The following is a 16,294-nucleotide window of genomic DNA, read 5'->3' on the forward strand; positions in this document are numbered from 1 at the left end:
GCGATATGCGCCAACTGATCCGGGCGGCCGCCGACAGCGTCCCAGAACGCGTCCAGATAATGTTGCGCCGGCGCGGCGCGGCCAGAGATCGGGCTGAATGCATGGTCGAACATGATGGCTCTCCGTTGTTTAGCTTCCCTCCGGAAGAATATGCCCGTTGAAATAATTGTCAACGTTGATTAATATAATCAACATATCTTCAAAACTGCCCGCCATGCCCCACTACCTGAGCTCCGCCGAAGCCGCCGCCCGTCTCGGCGTCTCCAGACAAACGCTGTACGCCTATGTCAGCCGCGGGCTGCTGCATGCCGACAACGATGGCGGCCAGAGGGAAAGCCGCTATCTGGCGGCGGAGGTGGAACAGCTGGCCGCCCAGCGCACCCGCGGCCGCAAACCCAAGGAAGTGGCCAAGGCCACCCTCAACTGGGGGCTGCCGGTGCTGGAGTCGGCCATTACGCTGATCGAGGACGGGCAGCTGTACTACCGCGGCGAAAACGCGCTGGACCTGGCCGCGTCGCGCGGCCTGGAAGAGGTGGCCGCCCACCTGTGGCAATGCGACGCCGGCGCGGCCTTTGGCCCGCTCGCGCCCGCCTGGCCGGCAACCATGCCGGCGCTGATGGCCCATCATCGGGGACGCCGCGCCGAAGAGGCGCTGCTGCCGCTGTTCACCGCGGCCAGCGAAGACGCGCCCACTGCGCTGTGGCAGAAGTCGGCGCCGCGCCAGGCCGAAGGCTGCGGCGCCCTGCTGCGGCTGATGGCGGCCTGCCTGCTGGGCGCGGCGCCCGACGACGCGCCCATCCATCTGCAATGCGCCCGCGCCTGGGGCGTAGATGCCGACGGCGCGGAACTGATCCGGATGGCGCTGACGCTGTGCGCCGACCACGAACTGAATGCCTCCAGCTTCACCGCCCGCTGCATCGCATCAACCGGCGCCAGCCTGCGCGCCGCCGTGGTGGGCGGCCTCGCCGCGCTGACCGGCGGCAAGCACGGCGGCACCACCGCCCGCGGCGAAGCCTTATGGGATGAGATAAACGACGGTGATATCGGCGGAAAGATGCGAGAACGGCTGGCAAGAGGGGACGATCTGCCAGGTTTCGGCCACCACCTCTACCCCAACGGCGACGTGCGCGCCATGGCGCTGCTCGCCCGCATCCTGCCGGGCGATCCCCGGCCTCAGCGCATCGTCGAGCAGGCGTTCGCACTGGTGGGGCAGCATCCATCGGTGGACTTCGCGCTGGTGGCGGTGCGCCGGCATCTGCGGCTGCCCCCTGGCGCGGCCTTCGGCCTGTTCGCGCTGGGACGCACTGCGGGCTGGATCGCCCACGGCCTGGAGCAGCGCGGCGGCGAAAACCTGATCCGGCCGCGCGCGGCCTACATCGGCAGGCGGCCCGGCGGCCAGGACCGGCGCGGCGTCTGAGCCGCGGGGAAATTCCCTTGCCGCCGCGCCGCTGCGCATATACTCAATCTTGCACCGCCTGAATGCGCAGAGCGCTGCCTGTCTTGAATTGAATCCTTGATGCGCCTGTCCAAGATATTCACCATAGCCACCGTCCTGTTGTTCGCGCTGATCAGCCTACCGCTGGCTTGGATCATCGACAACGAATGGTCCATCCTGCGCGCGACGGATGACGGGATGGGCGCGATCCAGATTGCCCACCTGGCGATGGTGGCGGTGGAAAAGATTTCGCTGGAGCGCGGCCCGGCCAATGCGCTGCTCGGTTCGTTCTCCACCCCCGCCAAGCGGGAGCGGCTGCGCCAGGCCAGAGCCGCCAGCGACCAGGCCATCCGCATGCTGATCGCCACACTTGACCCCTCCTCCTCCAACGATCACCGCCGCGCGCTGGAAGCCATACGCCAAGCGCAGCAGGTGCTGGACGACGCCCGCGGCGAAGTGGACCACGTCGCCGGCCTGCCGATGCGCCCGACCTCGCCGCAACTGATGGGCGCGGTGCGCCGGATGTACGACGCCATCCCACCGGCGCTGCAAGCGGTGACGGCGCTGTCGTTCCGCGCCGAAAGCGTCTATCCGCGGCTGGCCAACCCTCTGGTCGGCGCCCGCCAGGCCACAGAACTGCGGGAATACGCCGGCCGGCTGGGCTCGCAGCTGACCGCCGCGCTGGCGGAAAACCGCCAGCTGTCGGTAGCGGAGACGCGCTCCATGGACGTGCTGCATGGCCGCATCGACCAGTTGCACCGCACCATCAGCCTGCGCGCCCGCGTGCCGGAAGCCTCCTCCGCCACGCTGCAGGCGGCTCAGGCCATGGAGGAGAACTATTTCGGCGAGGGCATGGCGCTGGTAGACCGCATCACCCTGTACAGCCAGCAGACCCGCGCCTACACGATGGACCCGGCGCAATTCGCCGCCCGCTACGTTCCCACCATGCGCTCCATCGTGGCGCTGCGCGACACCATGCTGTCCGAAGCCTCGCGCGCCGCCTTGGCCCAGCACCGGCTGGCGTTCCGCCATCTGCTGTATGCGGCTGGACTGGGCATGCTGGCGCTGATCGCGCAGCTGGCGCTATTCGCCTACATCCGCTGGCAAGTGGCCAAGCCGCTGCTGGCGGCGGCCGGGCTGCTGACCGACATCGCCGACGGCAAGCTGGATGCGCAGGTCCCCGCCAGCCGCCGGAGCGACGAAATCGGCGAGGTGCTGGCGGCCATCGTCATCCTGCGGCGGCACAGCCTGGAAAAACGCCGGCTGGAAGGCGAGCGGCAGCGCCTGATCGAAGAACTGACCGAAGTGTCGCAGGTGGACTTCCTCACCGGCATCGCCAACCGCCGCGCCTTCACCCAGGCCGCCCAAGCGGAAATCGCCCGCGCCAACCGCAGCGCCTCTCCGGCGACGCTGATCATGTTCGACATCGACTACTTCAAGCAAGTGAACGACCGGCACGGACACGACGCCGGCGACGAGGTGCTGAAGCATGTCGCCGCCATCCTGACGCAGGCCTGCCGCGAGGGAGACCATGCCGGCCGCTACGGCGGCGAGGAGTTCGTCGTGCTGGCCAGCCACAGTGGCGCGGCCGCCGGCGAAGCCATGGCGGAACGCCTGCGCGCCAGCCTGGAAGCCTCGCCGCTCGCCCTCGCCTCCGGGCCGACGCTGACGGTCACCGCCAGTTTCGGCGTCGCCACGCTGAACGAGGATCGTCCCACGCTGGAGTCGCTGCTGGCAGCCGCGGACCGCGCGCTGTACACGGCCAAGCGCCAGGGCCGCAACCAGGTGCAGGTGGCTGAACCGCCGCTGTCTTGAAACCGCCGCCAAGGCGCAAGCCGCCCTATTTCGTTACATGCCGGGGAACGCTCGCCCGCCGGAATCAAGGCCGGGCGGGAGTCAGCCATCCCCATCCTCCGAGCGGCGATGCGCCGCCACTCTGCGGCTTTTTTCCGCAGCCCGCGCCTCCCAAGCCGCCCTCGACCGCTTGCCCGCCTCCGCCAGGAGTCGCCGACTCTGGGGCCGAGGGACGTTGGCCGCGCCGTTTTTCGCCAGTTGGGTCAGCAGATCGGGAATGAAGCGCTCGGCGAAACCGAAGAAGAACGCCCACACCGCCATCTTTCCGTAATCCGACCCTTGCTGCAGATAGGGAAGCGCCGAATCATGGCACGACGCCAGCGAGGCACTGAAGCTGGGCGCCAGCTGCGTGCTTAAAAACGCCCCGCCGAACCCGCCGGCAAACAGCCAGAACCCCAGTATGCCGAACACTGCGCCGCTGGCCAGCGCCAGGTACAGGCTCCACGAGCCCTCCATCAGCATGGCGACACTCGCGCCCGATTGTCCATTGGTGCTGGTTTTCTCGCCAACGCTCTGGATGCGTTGCAAAACGCTGGCGAAAGCGCCGAGTATCCCGAAAGTGGCCGACAGCGCCAGCCCGGCGTCGGTTGGACTGCCGCTCAACCACCAGTAATAGATGCCTCCCAGCAAAGCCATCGCCAACGTGAACAGGCCTAGTCTCAGACGCAGCCGGTCCAGCGCCCTTTCGCGGCGCAAGGACCGGAAATAGCGTTGCTGCCCCAGCAATACCGCAGCCCTCAATTCCGCCCTGCCCGCTGCCGGCTTGCCGCCGCGAGCCCCGGCCAATGCTCCGGCCAGCCCATCCGCCGCGCCTCCCCACCGCTCGGCCATGCACGCCGCCTCGCAATACTCCAGCGATGGATCGACGTCGGTCGGCCGGATCAGCACCAGCATGTCGTCGCTGGCCAGTTCGGCGCAGAGCATCTCCAGTTCGAACAGCTCGCCCCAGGTGTAATTCTCTTTTCGCAGCAACTCATCAGCCCGCCGCTTCAAAGTTTCGTCTCCCCTGGAGCTTGGCAGAATGATCCGGACGGTGGTCTGCACCCTGAGCACATAACCATAGGCGCTGCGCGCCACTTGCCGGGTCTCGGCGCTGGAAGGTTCGGCAGTAGCCGGCGGCCGGCCGGCGCCGGTAAACCATAGCTTGAATGGAAGGGCGGGCATTGCGGCTCCTGACTGGCCTGGCGACTGCCGGTGGTCGGAAATCAGGGCAAGCAAAAAAGAGCCGGTAGCCGCCATGCCTGCGGCGACAGACCGGACCGGCTCGCGCGAGGAACGGCAGCCGATTTTGTCAAAACAGAGAAACTGTCGCCGCTATTTGGCGACCTGGGCGCCAATTAATTCAAGCTAGTACGAATACTTAGGACGCCACGCGATGCGCAAAACAGGATGCGCCCATGCAAAGCGGCTATAGCCTTCCCTGCGCCCGCAGCTCCGCGCCGATGCGCTCGATTTCCGCTTCGCCCGCCGCCAAAGTTTCCGCACGGCTGTGCACCGAGTAATAACCCAGCGCCAGATCGTGCGGATGCTTGGGCGCGGAGCCCAGCACGAAGGCCGCATCGCCGGCGGCGACAAATTCGATGGCCGCGCCGGTCTCGGCGAACGCCGCCATCTCGCCCGCCGCCAGCGGCGCATCCTCGCCAGCCACCCGCAGGCTGCCGGCATTCAACGCCACCCAGGCCACATCGTGCCCGGCCGGCGGCGTGAACGTCCAGCGCTCGCCATCCTTCAGGCTCACCGCCAGATACGTCACCCCGACCGGCGACGGGATCGGGCTTCTCAGCCCGCCATAGCCGCCCAACAGCACTCTGGCCGGGCCCTGCCGCGGAATATGCTCCGGAGCGAGGTACATGCTTTCCGCCGGGGCCAGCTCCAGTTCGACCGGCAAGGCCAGCCACAGCTGAAAGCCAGTCATGCGGCGCGAGGCGGCGGTGGGTTCGCTGGCATGCCATACGCCCTTGCCGGCGCGCATCCACTCGACGCCGCCGGCGGGCAGCACGCCTTTGGCCCCGGTGGTGTCCTCGTAGACCGCTTCGCCTTCCAGCAACCAAGTGAAGGTGGCGATGCCGGAGTGCGGGTGCAGGCCGAAACCCTGCCTACCGGCGGAGAGATCCAGGTCGAACCAGTCCAGAAACACGAAAGGCTTCAGTTGGCGCCCCAAGCGGCCCGGGCTCATCAAGCGGGTGACGGGTCCGTGCTGCGCGCCGCGGGTGCGGTGGACGATGGCGCGGGCGAAAACGGTAGCGGCGGTGTTCATGGCGTGCTCCTCTGCAATGGGCTGTCGGCCTGGGCGGCCGAATGAGCGAAGCTTAAGCCCACCCGGATTGACAAACTAGACGGTATGATTGGATTGGACTCATCCAAAAAAACAAGGAATGGCGCAGCATGCTGGACCTCAACGACATCGCGCTGTTTGTGCAGGTGGCGCGCCACGGCAGCTTTGCCGAAGCCGGCCGGCGGCTGGGTCTGCCGCCCAACACCGTCAGCCGCCGCATACAGCAGCTGGAGCAGCGGTTGGGCGTCCGGCTGATGCAGCGCTCCACCCGCAAGCTCGCCCTCACCAGCGCCGGCCAGGCCTTTCACCAGCGCTGCGCCGGCGCGGTGGACGGCCTGCTTGAGGCCGGACAGGAGCTGCTCGGTGGCAACCCGCAACCCAGCGGACAGGTGCGGGTGGCCGCCACCGCCGATTTCTTCGACTTTTTCCCGATGGAGTGGGTGGCGGAATTCCTGGCAGCACACCCGCAGGTGCAGGTGGATTTCGTGCTCAGCGACGCTCAGGTCGACCTGATCGCCGAACGCATCGACATCGCCTTCCGCGGCGGCACGCTAGCGGACTCCGGCTATGTCGGCCGGCAACTGCCGGGCGCCGGCAGCGGCGGTCTGGTGGCCAGCCCGGCCTATCTCGCCGCGCGCGGCGCGCCGCTGACGCTGCAGGACCTGGCCCGTCATGACTGCGTGATCCCGACCCGGCCCGGCGGCCGCGCCGGCTGGCGGCTGACCGGCCCGGACGGCAGGGAGGAGGAGGTATTGGTGGCCGGCCGTTTCAGCGGCAACACCGCCCAGGCGCTGCGCCGCGCCACCCTCGCCGGCCTGGGCGTCGCCCTGCTGCCCCCGGCCCTGATCCGGCTGGACCTGGAGGCCGGCAAGCTAGCGCCAGTGCTGCCGCAGTACCAGCGGTCCGGCCAGGGGCTGAACCTGCTGTATCCCAGCCGCAAGCATCTGCCGCTGGCGGTGTCGGCCTTCATCGAACTGGTGATGGCCAAACTGACCGCGCCCGGCGAAACGCCGCGCTGAGCCGCCCGCGGGCGGGATTTGGCAAATCTGCGCGCGCGGGCAGCGAGGCGCGCCAAGAAATCCGGGAGGGCGGTTGGCATGATGGCGGACATCAGGGACAGGCCCTGATTTCCGGAGACGAACATGCACAAAGCCCCTCTCGCCGCGCTATGCCTCGCCATGGCCGCAGCGCTGCTCTCGCAATCGGCGCTGGCAGCGCCCAAGCTGCTCAAAGCCCCGCACCAGGCACAGGCCAGGCAGAAACAGGCCGCGGCCCCGCGCCTGTGGCAGCACCGCCCGCCGACCGACGCCCAGGCCCGCTACCGCCTGCCCGACAACCGCAGCGTAATCGGCAAGCCGCTGCGGAAGCTGACGCGCCACGCCGCTACCCCGCAATGCCAGGACATGAACGCGATGGCCGGATACAGCGGCGCGGCCTTGGCCAACTACCTGGCCAGCCTGCCCGACTACACCTGCACCTACGGACTGTTCGCGCTCGACGGCAAGCTGGCCGCCAGCCTCTACGCCCCGGCCAACCTCAACGCGGTGGCCAGCCGCTTCGCCCAGGAAGCCGCCGGCTACAACGCCGGTTCGATGGCGCTGGTCAACCTCACGCTCTACCTGCGCGCCGGCTACTACCTGGCCAGCAGCGGCACGCTGCCGACGCTGGACGCCAATCTGCAAGCCGTGTTGCGCCCCGGCATCAAGCAACTGGCCGACAGCCCCGCGCTGTTCGCCGCCAACAGCCAAGCCCCCACCACCGCCAACGAGGTGATGACGCTGATCACCAATATGGCCGACGAGGCCTATTACCTGCCCAGCATCCGCGCCATCGTCCAACGTTACACCAATAGCGCCAGCCAGCCGGCCGCCGCCCAGGCCTTGCGCGAAACCACCGCCGCCCAGGGCTTCACCGGCGCGTTGACGGTGCTGTTCTACGCGCATGGCCGCAGCGCGGCCGCGCCGCTGCTGCAGAACGATATCAGCTACTCCGCCGCGCTCACCCAGTTCGTCCAGGCCGACAAGGCCAGCCTGATCGGCACCGAAACCGCCTACCAGCTGGGCGACGCCACCCGCGAAGGCCTGCGCTTCATGCAGTACCCTGCGCTCAAGCCCGCCATCAAGCCGCAGGTGAAAGCCATCCTGGCCGGCAGCAGCATGGCCGGCAGCGACAACGAACTGTGGCTGGCCTCGGCCGAAGCGGTGAAGTACTACGACGCCGCCAACTGCAGCGAATACGGCACCTGCAATTTCGAGACTAAGCTTGCCGACGCCATCCTGGTCAACCGCTACACCTGCAGCCCCACCATCCGCATCCGCGCCCAGGAAATGACCACGGACCAGATGCAGTCATCGTGCGCGCTGCTGCAAAAAGAGGAGTCCTACTTCCACCAGATGCTGCAAACCCGCAACCAGCCCGTGGCCGACGACAACAACACCTCGCTGGAAGTGGTGGTGTTCGACGACTACGACAACTACGCCAAGTACGCCGGCGTGATCTACGGCATCGGCACCGATAACGGCGGCATGTACCTGGAAGGCAATCCGGCCGATCCGGCCAACCAGGCGCGCTTCATCGCCCACGAGGCCTCATGGCTGCGCCCGGCGTTCAAGGTGTGGAACCTGGAGCATGAGTACATCCATTACCTGGACGGCCGCTTCGACATGTACGGCGATTTCGCCGCCGCCACCCAGCAACCCACGGTGTGGTGGATAGAAGGCCTGGCCGAATACCTGTCGCTGCGCAACGACAACCAGGCGGCTATCGACGCCGCCAAGAGCGGCAACTACAAGCTCAGCCAGATCTTCGGCAACACCTACGGCATGGCCGACTACGTCACCCGCGCCTACCGCTGGGGTTATATGGCCACCCGCTTCATGATGGAGCGCCACCGCGGCGATGTGGACGCCATGCTGCCGCTGTTCCGCAAGGGCGACTATGCCGGCTACATGGGCCAGATGAAGCAGATCGGCGCGGGCTACGACGGCGAATTCGCCAGCTGGGCGCAAAGCGCCACCACCGCCGGCCAGCCGCCGCTGCCTCCCGCCACCGGCTTGCCGCCGTGCAACGAGGGCTACCCCAACCGCCTGGGCAAGAACTGCTCGCTCAGCGGCCAGTCCTCGTCCGGCGCCAGCTACGCCGCCATCCTGCTGCCGGCCGGCGCGCGCAATCTCCGGCTGTGGACCAGCGGCGGCAGCGGCGACGTGGACCTCTATGTGGCCAAAGACCGCTACCCGACCGCCGGCAGCTACGACTACTCCTCCACATCGGCCGGCAACGAAGAATCGGTCAGCATCGCCGCGCCGCAGGCCGGCCACTGGTATTACCTGACCCTACAGGCCAGGCAGCCGTTCGCCAACGTCATCGTCAGCGCCAGCTACGAATAAGCGCCGCCGCCAAAACCACGCAGGCCATGCTTGACGCATGGCCTGTTTTCTTATCGCCGCGCGGATTGCGCCAGCCAAAACTTGCAAAGCGCATAGACATGGAGCATGTTATTTTCAACAAATGCCAATGTAATAATTGGCCAATTTGATGGAATTAATCATGTAATCCCGAGGACCATCCACCATGTTGATGCAAGCGCAGCCTTCCCACCTGATCAGCGAGTTGGCCGCCGTGCGCGCCATGGCCGCGCTGTTCGACCATCTTCCCGACGTGGTGTTCGCCGTCAAGGATCTGGACAGCCGCTACCTGACGGTCAGCGAAGGCTGCGTCGGGCGCTGCGCGCTGCGCCACCGCTGGCAGGCGGAGGGCCGCACCGCGCATGAGCTGTTCCCCAGCGCGATGGCCAACCGCTACCGCGACCAGGATCTGGCGCTGTTCGCCGAACAGAGGCCGCTGCGCAACCGGCTGGATCTCACCGTGTATCCCGACGGCTCACCCGGCTGGTGCCTCACCAGCAAGCAGTCGCTCTACCACCCAGACGGCCAGTTGCTGGGCCTGGTCTGCATCTCCAAGGACCTGGCCGAGCTGACTCGGGAAAAGCTGCTGGACGAGCGCTTCGCCGCCTGCGTCGACCACATCCAGGCGCATTACCACCGCCCGCTGCGGCTGGAGGAGCTGTGCGACCTGTCCGGCCTGAGCATAGGCCAGCTGGACCGGCGCATGAAGCGGGTGTTCCAGGCCTGCGCCGGCGAATTCATTCGCCGCACCCGGATGGAGGCGGCCTGCCACGCCATCGTCCACAGCAGCCGCTCCTTGGCCGATATCGCCGCCAGCTGCGGCTTTTCCGACCAAAGCGCCCTCACCCGGCTGTGCCGGCAAATGCTGGGCCTCAGTCCCCGCCAGCTGCGGTTGCGGACGCCGGCCGGCCATGGCGGGCAGCCGCCTCGCGCCATACTGGTATTTGCACCTAGTAAAGCTACTGAGCACATCGCGCAGCACAAAGACATACCCTTATAAGTGGATATCCAGCCGGCACGCGCCGCCGCACCAACCGCCGCTCTCAGTCCGCCCCGACGCCGAAGCGCCCTGCCATGAGAAACCGCGATGTCGACCATCGAAAGTTCCGCTCTGCCGGGCATCAGCGAGAGCGACGCCTGCTTCCGCCTGCTGGTGAGCTGCGTGGACGACTACGCAATCTTCCTACTGGACACCGAAGGCCTGGTGCGCAGCTGGAATCCCGGCGCCGAGCGCATGCAGGGCTACCGCGCCGACGAGATCCTCGGCGAGCACCTCAGCCGCCTCTACCCCCCGGAAGCCGGCGTCGCGGCGCGGGCAATGCGCGAGCTTGACGTCGCCCGCCTGGAAGGGCGCCATTGCGGCGAAGACTGGCGCGTGCGCAAGGATGGCAGCCGTTTTCTCGCCGACATCGTGCTCAAGCCGCTGCACGACCCGCAGGGCGTGCTGCGCGGCTACGCCGAAATCATCCGCGACATCGGTCCGCGCAAGCGGCTGGAAGAACACTTCCATCAGGTGGTGCAAGAAGCGCACAACGCGATGATCATGGTGAACGCCGCCGGCGCCATCACCCTGTTCAACCGGCTGGCCGAATCGCTGTTCGGCTACGAATCGCACGAGCTGCACGGCATGCAGATGGAGCGCCTGGTGCCGGAACGCTTCCGCAGCCAGCACGGCCAGCTGCGGCATACCTATCTGCGGCAGCCCGAGGCGCGGCTGATGGGCGTGGGCCGCGACCTGTTCGGCCTGCACAAGGACGGCAGCGAGTTTCCGATCGAGATCGGGCTGAACCCGATAGAGACCGAGGACGGTCCGATGGTGCTGGCCGGCATCGTCGACATCACCTCGCGCAAGCAGGTGCAGCGCCAGCTGGAAATGGCGCTGCTGGAGAAAACCACGCTGCTCAACGAGGTGCACCACCGGGTGAAGAACAATCTGCAGGTCATCATCAGCCTGCTCAATATGCAGACGCATTATGTCGAGGAGGAAAGCACCCGCCACGTGCTGCAGGACAGCCAGGCGCGGGTGCGCTCGATGTCGCTGATCCACCAGTTGCTGTACGAGCGCCGCGACTTCTCCAAAGTGGATCTGGGCGAATACCTGCAGCGCATCAACCAGCTGCTGCTGAGCAGCTACGGCCTGCTGACCCGCCAGCTGCAAGTGGAACAGGACGCGCCGGAGGGGCTGGTGTATCTCGAACTGCAGCGCGCCACCCCCTGCGGCCTGCTGATCAACGAGCTGCTGACCAACGCGCTCAAGCACGCCTACCCGGCGGGCAGCGGCACCATCGACATCCGCCTGTCGCTGGAGGACGACAAGCACGCGCTGCTGGTAGTGGGCGACCACGGCATCGGCATGCCGGCGCTGACCCAGCCCGGCCAGTCCAAGTCGCTGGGACTGCAGCTGGTGCCGATGCTGGCCGAACAGATGGGCGCGCAACTGAGCATGCACGACAACCAGCCCGGCGTGCGCTTCGAGGCGCGCTTTCCGGTGTTCGGCGCGGGGAAGCTCATATGACGAACTTCCGCATCCTGATCGTGGAGGACGAGCGCATCATCGCGATGGACCTGCAGCTGCAACTGCAGGCATTGGGCTACATCGTCTGCGGCGTGGTGGCCAGCGGACATCCGGCAATAGAAAAGGCCATACAGCAGCGCCCCGATCTGGTGCTAATGGACATCCATCTGGAAGGAGCGATGGACGGCGTGGAGGCGGCGCGCGAAATCCACCGCCGCCTGCGGGTTCCCATCATCTTTCTCAGCGCCTACGCCGAGGACGCCACGCTGCTGCGCGCGGAGAGCGCGCTGCCTTACGGCTACCTGGTCAAGCCGGTATCCCCGCGCGAGCTGCACGCCACGCTGCAGATGGCGATGGTGCGCTTCGGCATCCAGCGCGACAGCGACGAGCAGGTGGAACGCTTTTGCAAGGCGATGGAGGCCTCGCAGCTGGAAGTGTGGGAATGGCATGTCGAAATCGACCAGATGAACGTGTTCAGCCTGAACGAGGAGACGCTGCTGTCGCCCAGCTCGGTGCTCAGCGAAACCATACGCCACTTCCTGCAACAGATCGACCCGCGCGACGAACCGGCGGTAGCCCAGGCCATCGAACATACCAGCCAGGGCGGCGGCAGCTTCAACGTCAGCTTCCGCCTGCGCGCCGACGCCCCGGCCGACACGCGCTGGATGGAGGCCCACGGCAAGCGCTTCGACGACGGCGAGCGCGGCGGCCGCCTCATCGGCGTGATGCAGGACGTCACCGAGCGGCGCCGCACCGAGGAAAAGCTGCGCCAGGCGGTGACCGTGTTCGAATCCACCGCCGAAGGCATCGCCATCCTGGACGCCGAGCGCAGGGTGATTTCGGTCAACCCGGCCTTCAGCCAGCTCACCGGCTACCCCGCGGAAGAAACCCTGGCCTGGCCTGACATTGACACGCTCTATCAAACCCCGCACAGCGCCCCCTTCCTGGCGCAACTGCGCCAGGGGGAGCCCCAGACCTGGCAAGGCAACGCCAACTACCTGCACAAGAACGGCGCCGCACTCTGCATCTGGGAAAGCATCAGCATCGTTCCCGGCGCGGACGGCGTCATCGGCAACTATGTGCTGGTGTTTTCCGACATCAGCTCGGTGCTGGCGGTGCAGGAGCAACTGGATTTCCTGGCCAAGCACGACCCGCTGACCAATCTGTGCAACCGCCGCATGCTGCATGACCACCTGGAATACGAACTGGCCCAGGCCACGCGCCACCACAGCATGATGGCGGTGCTGCTGATAGACCTGGACCACTTCAAAACCATCAACGATTCGCTGGGCCACGGCCTGGGCGACCAGGTGCTGGCAATCGTGGCCCGGCGCCTGCAAAGCTGCATGCGCGCCAGCGACACCGTGGCAAGGCTGGGCGGCGACGAGTTCTGCATCGCGTTCGGCGACATCGACACGCTGAGCGATGTAGACCAGGTGGCGCAAAAACTGCTGGCCCAACTGGCCGAGCCGGTGGTGCTGGAGCACATGACCTGCTACGTCACCGGCAGCATAGGCATCGCGTTGTTCCCCACCGACGGCGCCAGCGTGGAGGAACTTCTGCGCAACGCCGACCAGGCCATGTACGGCGCCAAGCACGCCGGACGCAACCGCTACTGCTTCTACGCGCCGGAGATGCAAAAGGCCGCGGAAATCCGGCTGCAGATCTCCAGCGGCCTACATGAGGCGCTGGAGCAGAACCAGCTGTTCCTGGTGTACCAGCCCATCGTCGAACTGGCCACCGGACGCGTGCAAAAAGCGGAGGCGCTGCTGCGCTGGCGGCACCCGCAGCATGGCGACATCCCCCCCTCGGCCTTCATCCCGATCGCCGAGGAATGCGGCATGATAGGCGATCTCTCGGAATGGGTGTTCGACGAGGCGCTGCGCAGCGTGCGGGCCTGGCGGCAAGACCTGCATTCGCAATTCCGGATATCGATCAACGTGTCGGCGCTGCATTTTCGCGAACAGCGCAATCACCAGCGCTGGCTGCAAAAACTGGCCGATAGCGGCGTGCCCGGCGACGCGCTGGTGCTGGAAATCACCGAGGGCGTGCTGCTGGATGCCGACTACGCAGTGCAAGAAGCGCTGGAGCGCTACCACGCCGCCGGCATCCGCATCGCCCTCGACGACTTCGGCACCGGCTACTCGGCGCTGTCCTACCTGAAGCGCTACCGGCTGGACTACCTGAAGATAGACCAGTCCTTCGTCCGCCAGATCGCCGAGGATCCGCGCGACCTGGCGCTGTGCGAAGCCATCGTCGTCATGGCGGGCAAGCTGGGGCTGGAGGTGATCGCCGAAGGCGTGGAAACCGCGGCCCAGGCGGCCATCCTGCGGAACAACCACTGCCAGTACGTGCAAGGCTACCTGTACTCCCGGCCGCTGCCGGGCGAGGCGTTTCTGAAACTGCTGCAGAAAAACGGCGGCATCGCCGTGGCCTGACCGCCCTTCGCCACGCGGTCCGGCAAAGCGTGCATCCGCCATCCGCGCCGCAGCCCAGGCAGGCCATGCCGCCATCGGGATGGCGAGTATCTTCGACAAACCTCGCAGGCGCACTCAGCCATGCAAATAAACGGCTGTGCGCCTCCATGCCACGGAGAAACAGATGACTCCCTACCGCGTCACAACCACCCTGCCTATCCTGTGCCTGCTGGCGGCTTGCGCAACCGTTCATGAAACCTACTCCCCCGACGGCCGCAGGGCATACGCGCTGAATTGCAGCGGCATCGCCCGCGGCTGGGACAAATGCTATGAAGCGGCGGGAGAAATCTGCAAGGGCGCGGGCTACGACATCCTTGACCGTAGCGGCGAAGACAGCTCTATCGCCACCGTCGGCGGAGCCATTCATGGCAATGCCGGATCATTCGGCGGTTCGGCAATCAAAACCGGCGAACGCTCAATGGAAATTGCCTGCAAGCCCAATTAAACCGGTTCGGTGACGGGGCGAGCGCAGCACTGGTGGCTTGGGCGGGGCGGTTGCTATTCACCCCGGCTGTAGATATCCGGCCTGTGCAGTTCCATATAACGTTCCGGATGCTCCAACGCGGTGAAGCCGAACTGCTGATACACCCATGCGCGTTGGAGGTCACCAGCACGATGCGGCGCAGCCGGGCCAAGGCAGGCTCCTGCGCCACCTTTTGCATCAGCAGGCGGGCATAGCCGCAGCCGCGGCATTCCGGCACCACGAACACGTCGCACAGATAGCCGAAGGTGGCCTGGTCGGTCACCACCCGGGCGAAGCCTACCTGGCGCCCGTCCAGATAAGCGCCAAAACAGATGGAGCCGGCGATGGCCTGCTCCACGGTGGCGCGCGCGATGCCTTTGGCCCAAGGCGCATGATCATGCAGGAAGGCATGAATCAAGCCGACGTCCAGCCGGTGCTTGTCGGTGGAGAGATACAGCGAATCGTCGTTCATCGGTGCGGTAGTCCCTTTATCGTCAGGTGGGCGCGCTGCAGCCAGCCCTTGAACGCGCCCAGCTTGCCGGCGTAGGTGTTCAGCGCCAGCGCCGCCACAATCAGCGCGGAAGCCAGGATGCTCAAACCATCATAACGCTCCTGCAGGATCACATAACCGCCCAACAGGCCGAATACCGGGCTGAGCAGCGAAAACGGCGCCACCAGCGTGGCCGGATACAGGCTGAGCAGCTTGCCCCAGCTGCCCAGTGCAAACAGCGTGCCGATCAGAGCCAGGAACAGCAAGGCCAGCAGCCCGGTCCAGGTGAAATGCGCCAATACGCTCCACGCCGCGGCGGGACCGCCCTCCAACGTAAACGACAGCAGCAGCAAGGGCAGCGGCGGCACCACGCTCATCCACACGGCGAAGCCGAACATGTCCACCTTGCCGGAACGCTTCAGCTCGATATTGCCCCAGGCGAAACCAGCCGCTCCCAACAAGGCCAGCAACAGCGGCAGCAACGGCAACGCGTCGTGATAGCGGGCATAGCCCAACAGCAGCACGCCTAGCAGAGCCAGCGCCATCACCGCCTTCTGCACGGCGGAGCGGGTTTCCTGCAGCAGCACATTGGCGAGCAGCAAGGTAATAAACACCTGCACCTGGGCCAGCACCGACACGATGCCGGCCGGCATGCCCAGCTTGATGGCGGAAAACAGCCCGGCAAACTGGATCACGCCCAGGCACAAGCCAGCGCGCAGATACAGCCGCCACGGCAGCGTGGGCCGGGGAAACAGCAGCACGCCCACGGCGAACACCACCACGAAACGCAACGCCGCCAACAACAGCGGCGGGCATTGGGTGAGACCTATCTTCACCACGATGAAGCTCAGGCCCCAGATGGCGGCCACCAAGATCGCCAGCAGCACGTGTTGGATTTTCATCATGTCGTCGCCTCCTCTTCCAGCGCCGTGACCGCGCGCTGGCATGCGTTCAGAAAATAGTCCAGCTCCGCCCTTCCCACCGTCAGCGGCGGCAGCAGGCGCAGCGCGTCCGGATCGTGCGCGGCGGGCGCGGTGAGCACGCCTTCCGCCAGCAGCTGCAGCCACAGCGCGCCGGCAGCCTGCTCGCCAAAACGGCTCTTCGCCCGCGGCGTGGCGCGCAAGGCCAGCATCAGCCCCACGCCCTCCAGCACAAACGGACCGTCCGGCAGGCGCGGCGCAGATAGTCCGACTGCCCGGCGGCCCTGGCCGGCGCATCCAGGCCGCGCAGCGCTTCCAGCATGTGCAATCCGCAGCGCAGCGCCAGCCGGTTGCCGCCAAAAGTGGAGCCATGGATCTTGGCGCAGCCGGGCCGGGCGAACACCACCTGGTAAATGGCATCGCGGTACAGCAGAGCCGACACCGCAACACCCCGCCGCTCA

General features: G+C 66.5%; 14 protein-coding genes. 8 read left to right on the forward strand and 6 right to left on the reverse strand.

Going from position 1 to position 16,294, the window contains the following annotated elements; all coding sequences use genetic code 11:
• Nucleotides 1-214: 214 nt before the first annotated feature.
• Nucleotides 215-1,417 (forward strand): citrate synthase family protein, encoded by a 1,203-nt coding sequence (locus BI344_RS17790; RefSeq protein WP_071114181.1) that lies wholly within the window; start codon nucleotides 215-217, stop codon nucleotides 1,415-1,417.
• A gap of 99 nt (nucleotides 1,418-1,516) precedes the next feature.
• A complete protein-coding gene (locus BI344_RS17795; RefSeq protein WP_071114182.1) occupies nucleotides 1,517-3,250 on the forward strand; it encodes a GGDEF domain-containing protein in 1,734 nt (577 codons plus the stop codon).
• An 81-nt stretch (nucleotides 3,251-3,331) separates the two neighbouring features.
• Here the strand turns inward: BI344_RS17795 and BI344_RS17800 are convergent, their stop codons facing one another.
• Nucleotides 3,332-4,453 carry a hypothetical protein gene (locus BI344_RS17800; protein ID WP_071114183.1) on the reverse strand — a complete coding sequence of 374 codons (1,122 nt, stop codon included), beginning with the start codon at nucleotides 4,451-4,453 and terminating at the stop codon, nucleotides 3,332-3,334.
• A gap of 244 nt (nucleotides 4,454-4,697) precedes the next feature.
• Nucleotides 4,698-5,546: a pirin family protein gene (locus tag BI344_RS17805; RefSeq protein WP_071114184.1), complete on the reverse strand. Its 849-nt coding sequence runs from the start codon at nucleotides 5,544-5,546 to the stop codon at nucleotides 4,698-4,700.
• Nucleotides 5,547-5,674: 128 nt separating this feature from the next.
• Between BI344_RS17805 and BI344_RS17810 the strand changes: the two genes are divergently transcribed.
• From BI344_RS17810 to BI344_RS17835, 6 genes are all read left to right on the forward strand, one after another.
• Entirely contained in the window at nucleotides 5,675-6,583 is a 909-nt protein-coding gene (locus tag BI344_RS17810; protein WP_071114185.1) for a LysR family transcriptional regulator, read from the forward strand.
• A gap of 123 nt (nucleotides 6,584-6,706) precedes the next feature.
• A complete protein-coding gene (locus BI344_RS17815) occupies nucleotides 6,707-8,950 on the forward strand; it encodes a M9 family metallopeptidase (RefSeq protein ID WP_071114186.1) in 2,244 nt (747 codons plus the stop codon).
• A 184-nt stretch (nucleotides 8,951-9,134) separates the two neighbouring features.
• Nucleotides 9,135-9,968, forward strand: coding sequence for an AraC family transcriptional regulator (locus BI344_RS17820; protein WP_241499398.1), 834 nt, complete (start codon nucleotides 9,135-9,137; stop codon nucleotides 9,966-9,968).
• Between the two features lie 87 nt (nucleotides 9,969-10,055).
• On the forward strand, nucleotides 10,056-11,483 hold the full coding sequence (locus BI344_RS17825) for a sensor histidine kinase (RefSeq protein WP_083370287.1): 1,428 nt from the start codon (nucleotides 10,056-10,058) through the stop codon (nucleotides 11,481-11,483).
• Nucleotides 11,480-13,921: a two-component system response regulator gene (locus BI344_RS17830; RefSeq protein ID WP_071114187.1), complete on the forward strand. Its 2,442-nt coding sequence runs from the start codon at nucleotides 11,480-11,482 to the stop codon at nucleotides 13,919-13,921. Before BI344_RS17825 ends, BI344_RS17830 begins: the two co-directional genes overlap by 4 nt.
• A 163-nt stretch (nucleotides 13,922-14,084) precedes the next feature.
• Nucleotides 14,085-14,405: a hypothetical protein gene (locus BI344_RS17835; RefSeq protein ID WP_071114188.1), complete on the forward strand. Its 321-nt coding sequence runs from the start codon at nucleotides 14,085-14,087 to the stop codon at nucleotides 14,403-14,405.
• On the opposite strand, the gene BI344_RS17840 is transcribed toward BI344_RS17835, so the two are convergent.
• The 4 genes from BI344_RS17840 to BI344_RS24445 form a co-directional block, all read right to left on the reverse strand.
• Nucleotides 14,359-14,895 carry a GNAT family N-acetyltransferase gene (locus BI344_RS17840; RefSeq protein WP_206600427.1) on the reverse strand — a complete coding sequence of 179 codons (537 nt, stop codon included), beginning with the start codon at nucleotides 14,893-14,895 and terminating at the stop codon, nucleotides 14,359-14,361. The genes BI344_RS17835 and BI344_RS17840 overlap by 47 nt on opposite strands.
• Nucleotides 14,892-15,818, reverse strand: coding sequence for an EamA family transporter (locus BI344_RS17845; protein WP_071114189.1), 927 nt, complete (start codon nucleotides 15,816-15,818; stop codon nucleotides 14,892-14,894). The genes BI344_RS17840 and BI344_RS17845 overlap by 4 nt, the downstream gene beginning before the upstream one ends.
• Complete coding sequence (locus BI344_RS24440) at nucleotides 15,815-16,045, reverse strand: hypothetical protein (RefSeq protein ID WP_071114190.1); 231 nt, start codon at nucleotides 16,043-16,045, stop codon at nucleotides 15,815-15,817. Before BI344_RS24440 ends, BI344_RS17845 begins: the two co-directional genes overlap by 4 nt.
• Nucleotides 16,045-16,294 (reverse strand): hypothetical protein (locus BI344_RS24445; RefSeq protein ID WP_206600428.1); only part of this gene is annotated, 250 nt, incomplete at its 5' end. The genes BI344_RS24440 and BI344_RS24445, both read right to left, overlap by 1 nt.

The organism is Chromobacterium sphagni (assembly GCF_001855555.1).
GTDB classification, from domain to species: Bacteria; Pseudomonadota; Gammaproteobacteria; order Burkholderiales; family Chromobacteriaceae; genus Chromobacterium; species Chromobacterium sphagni.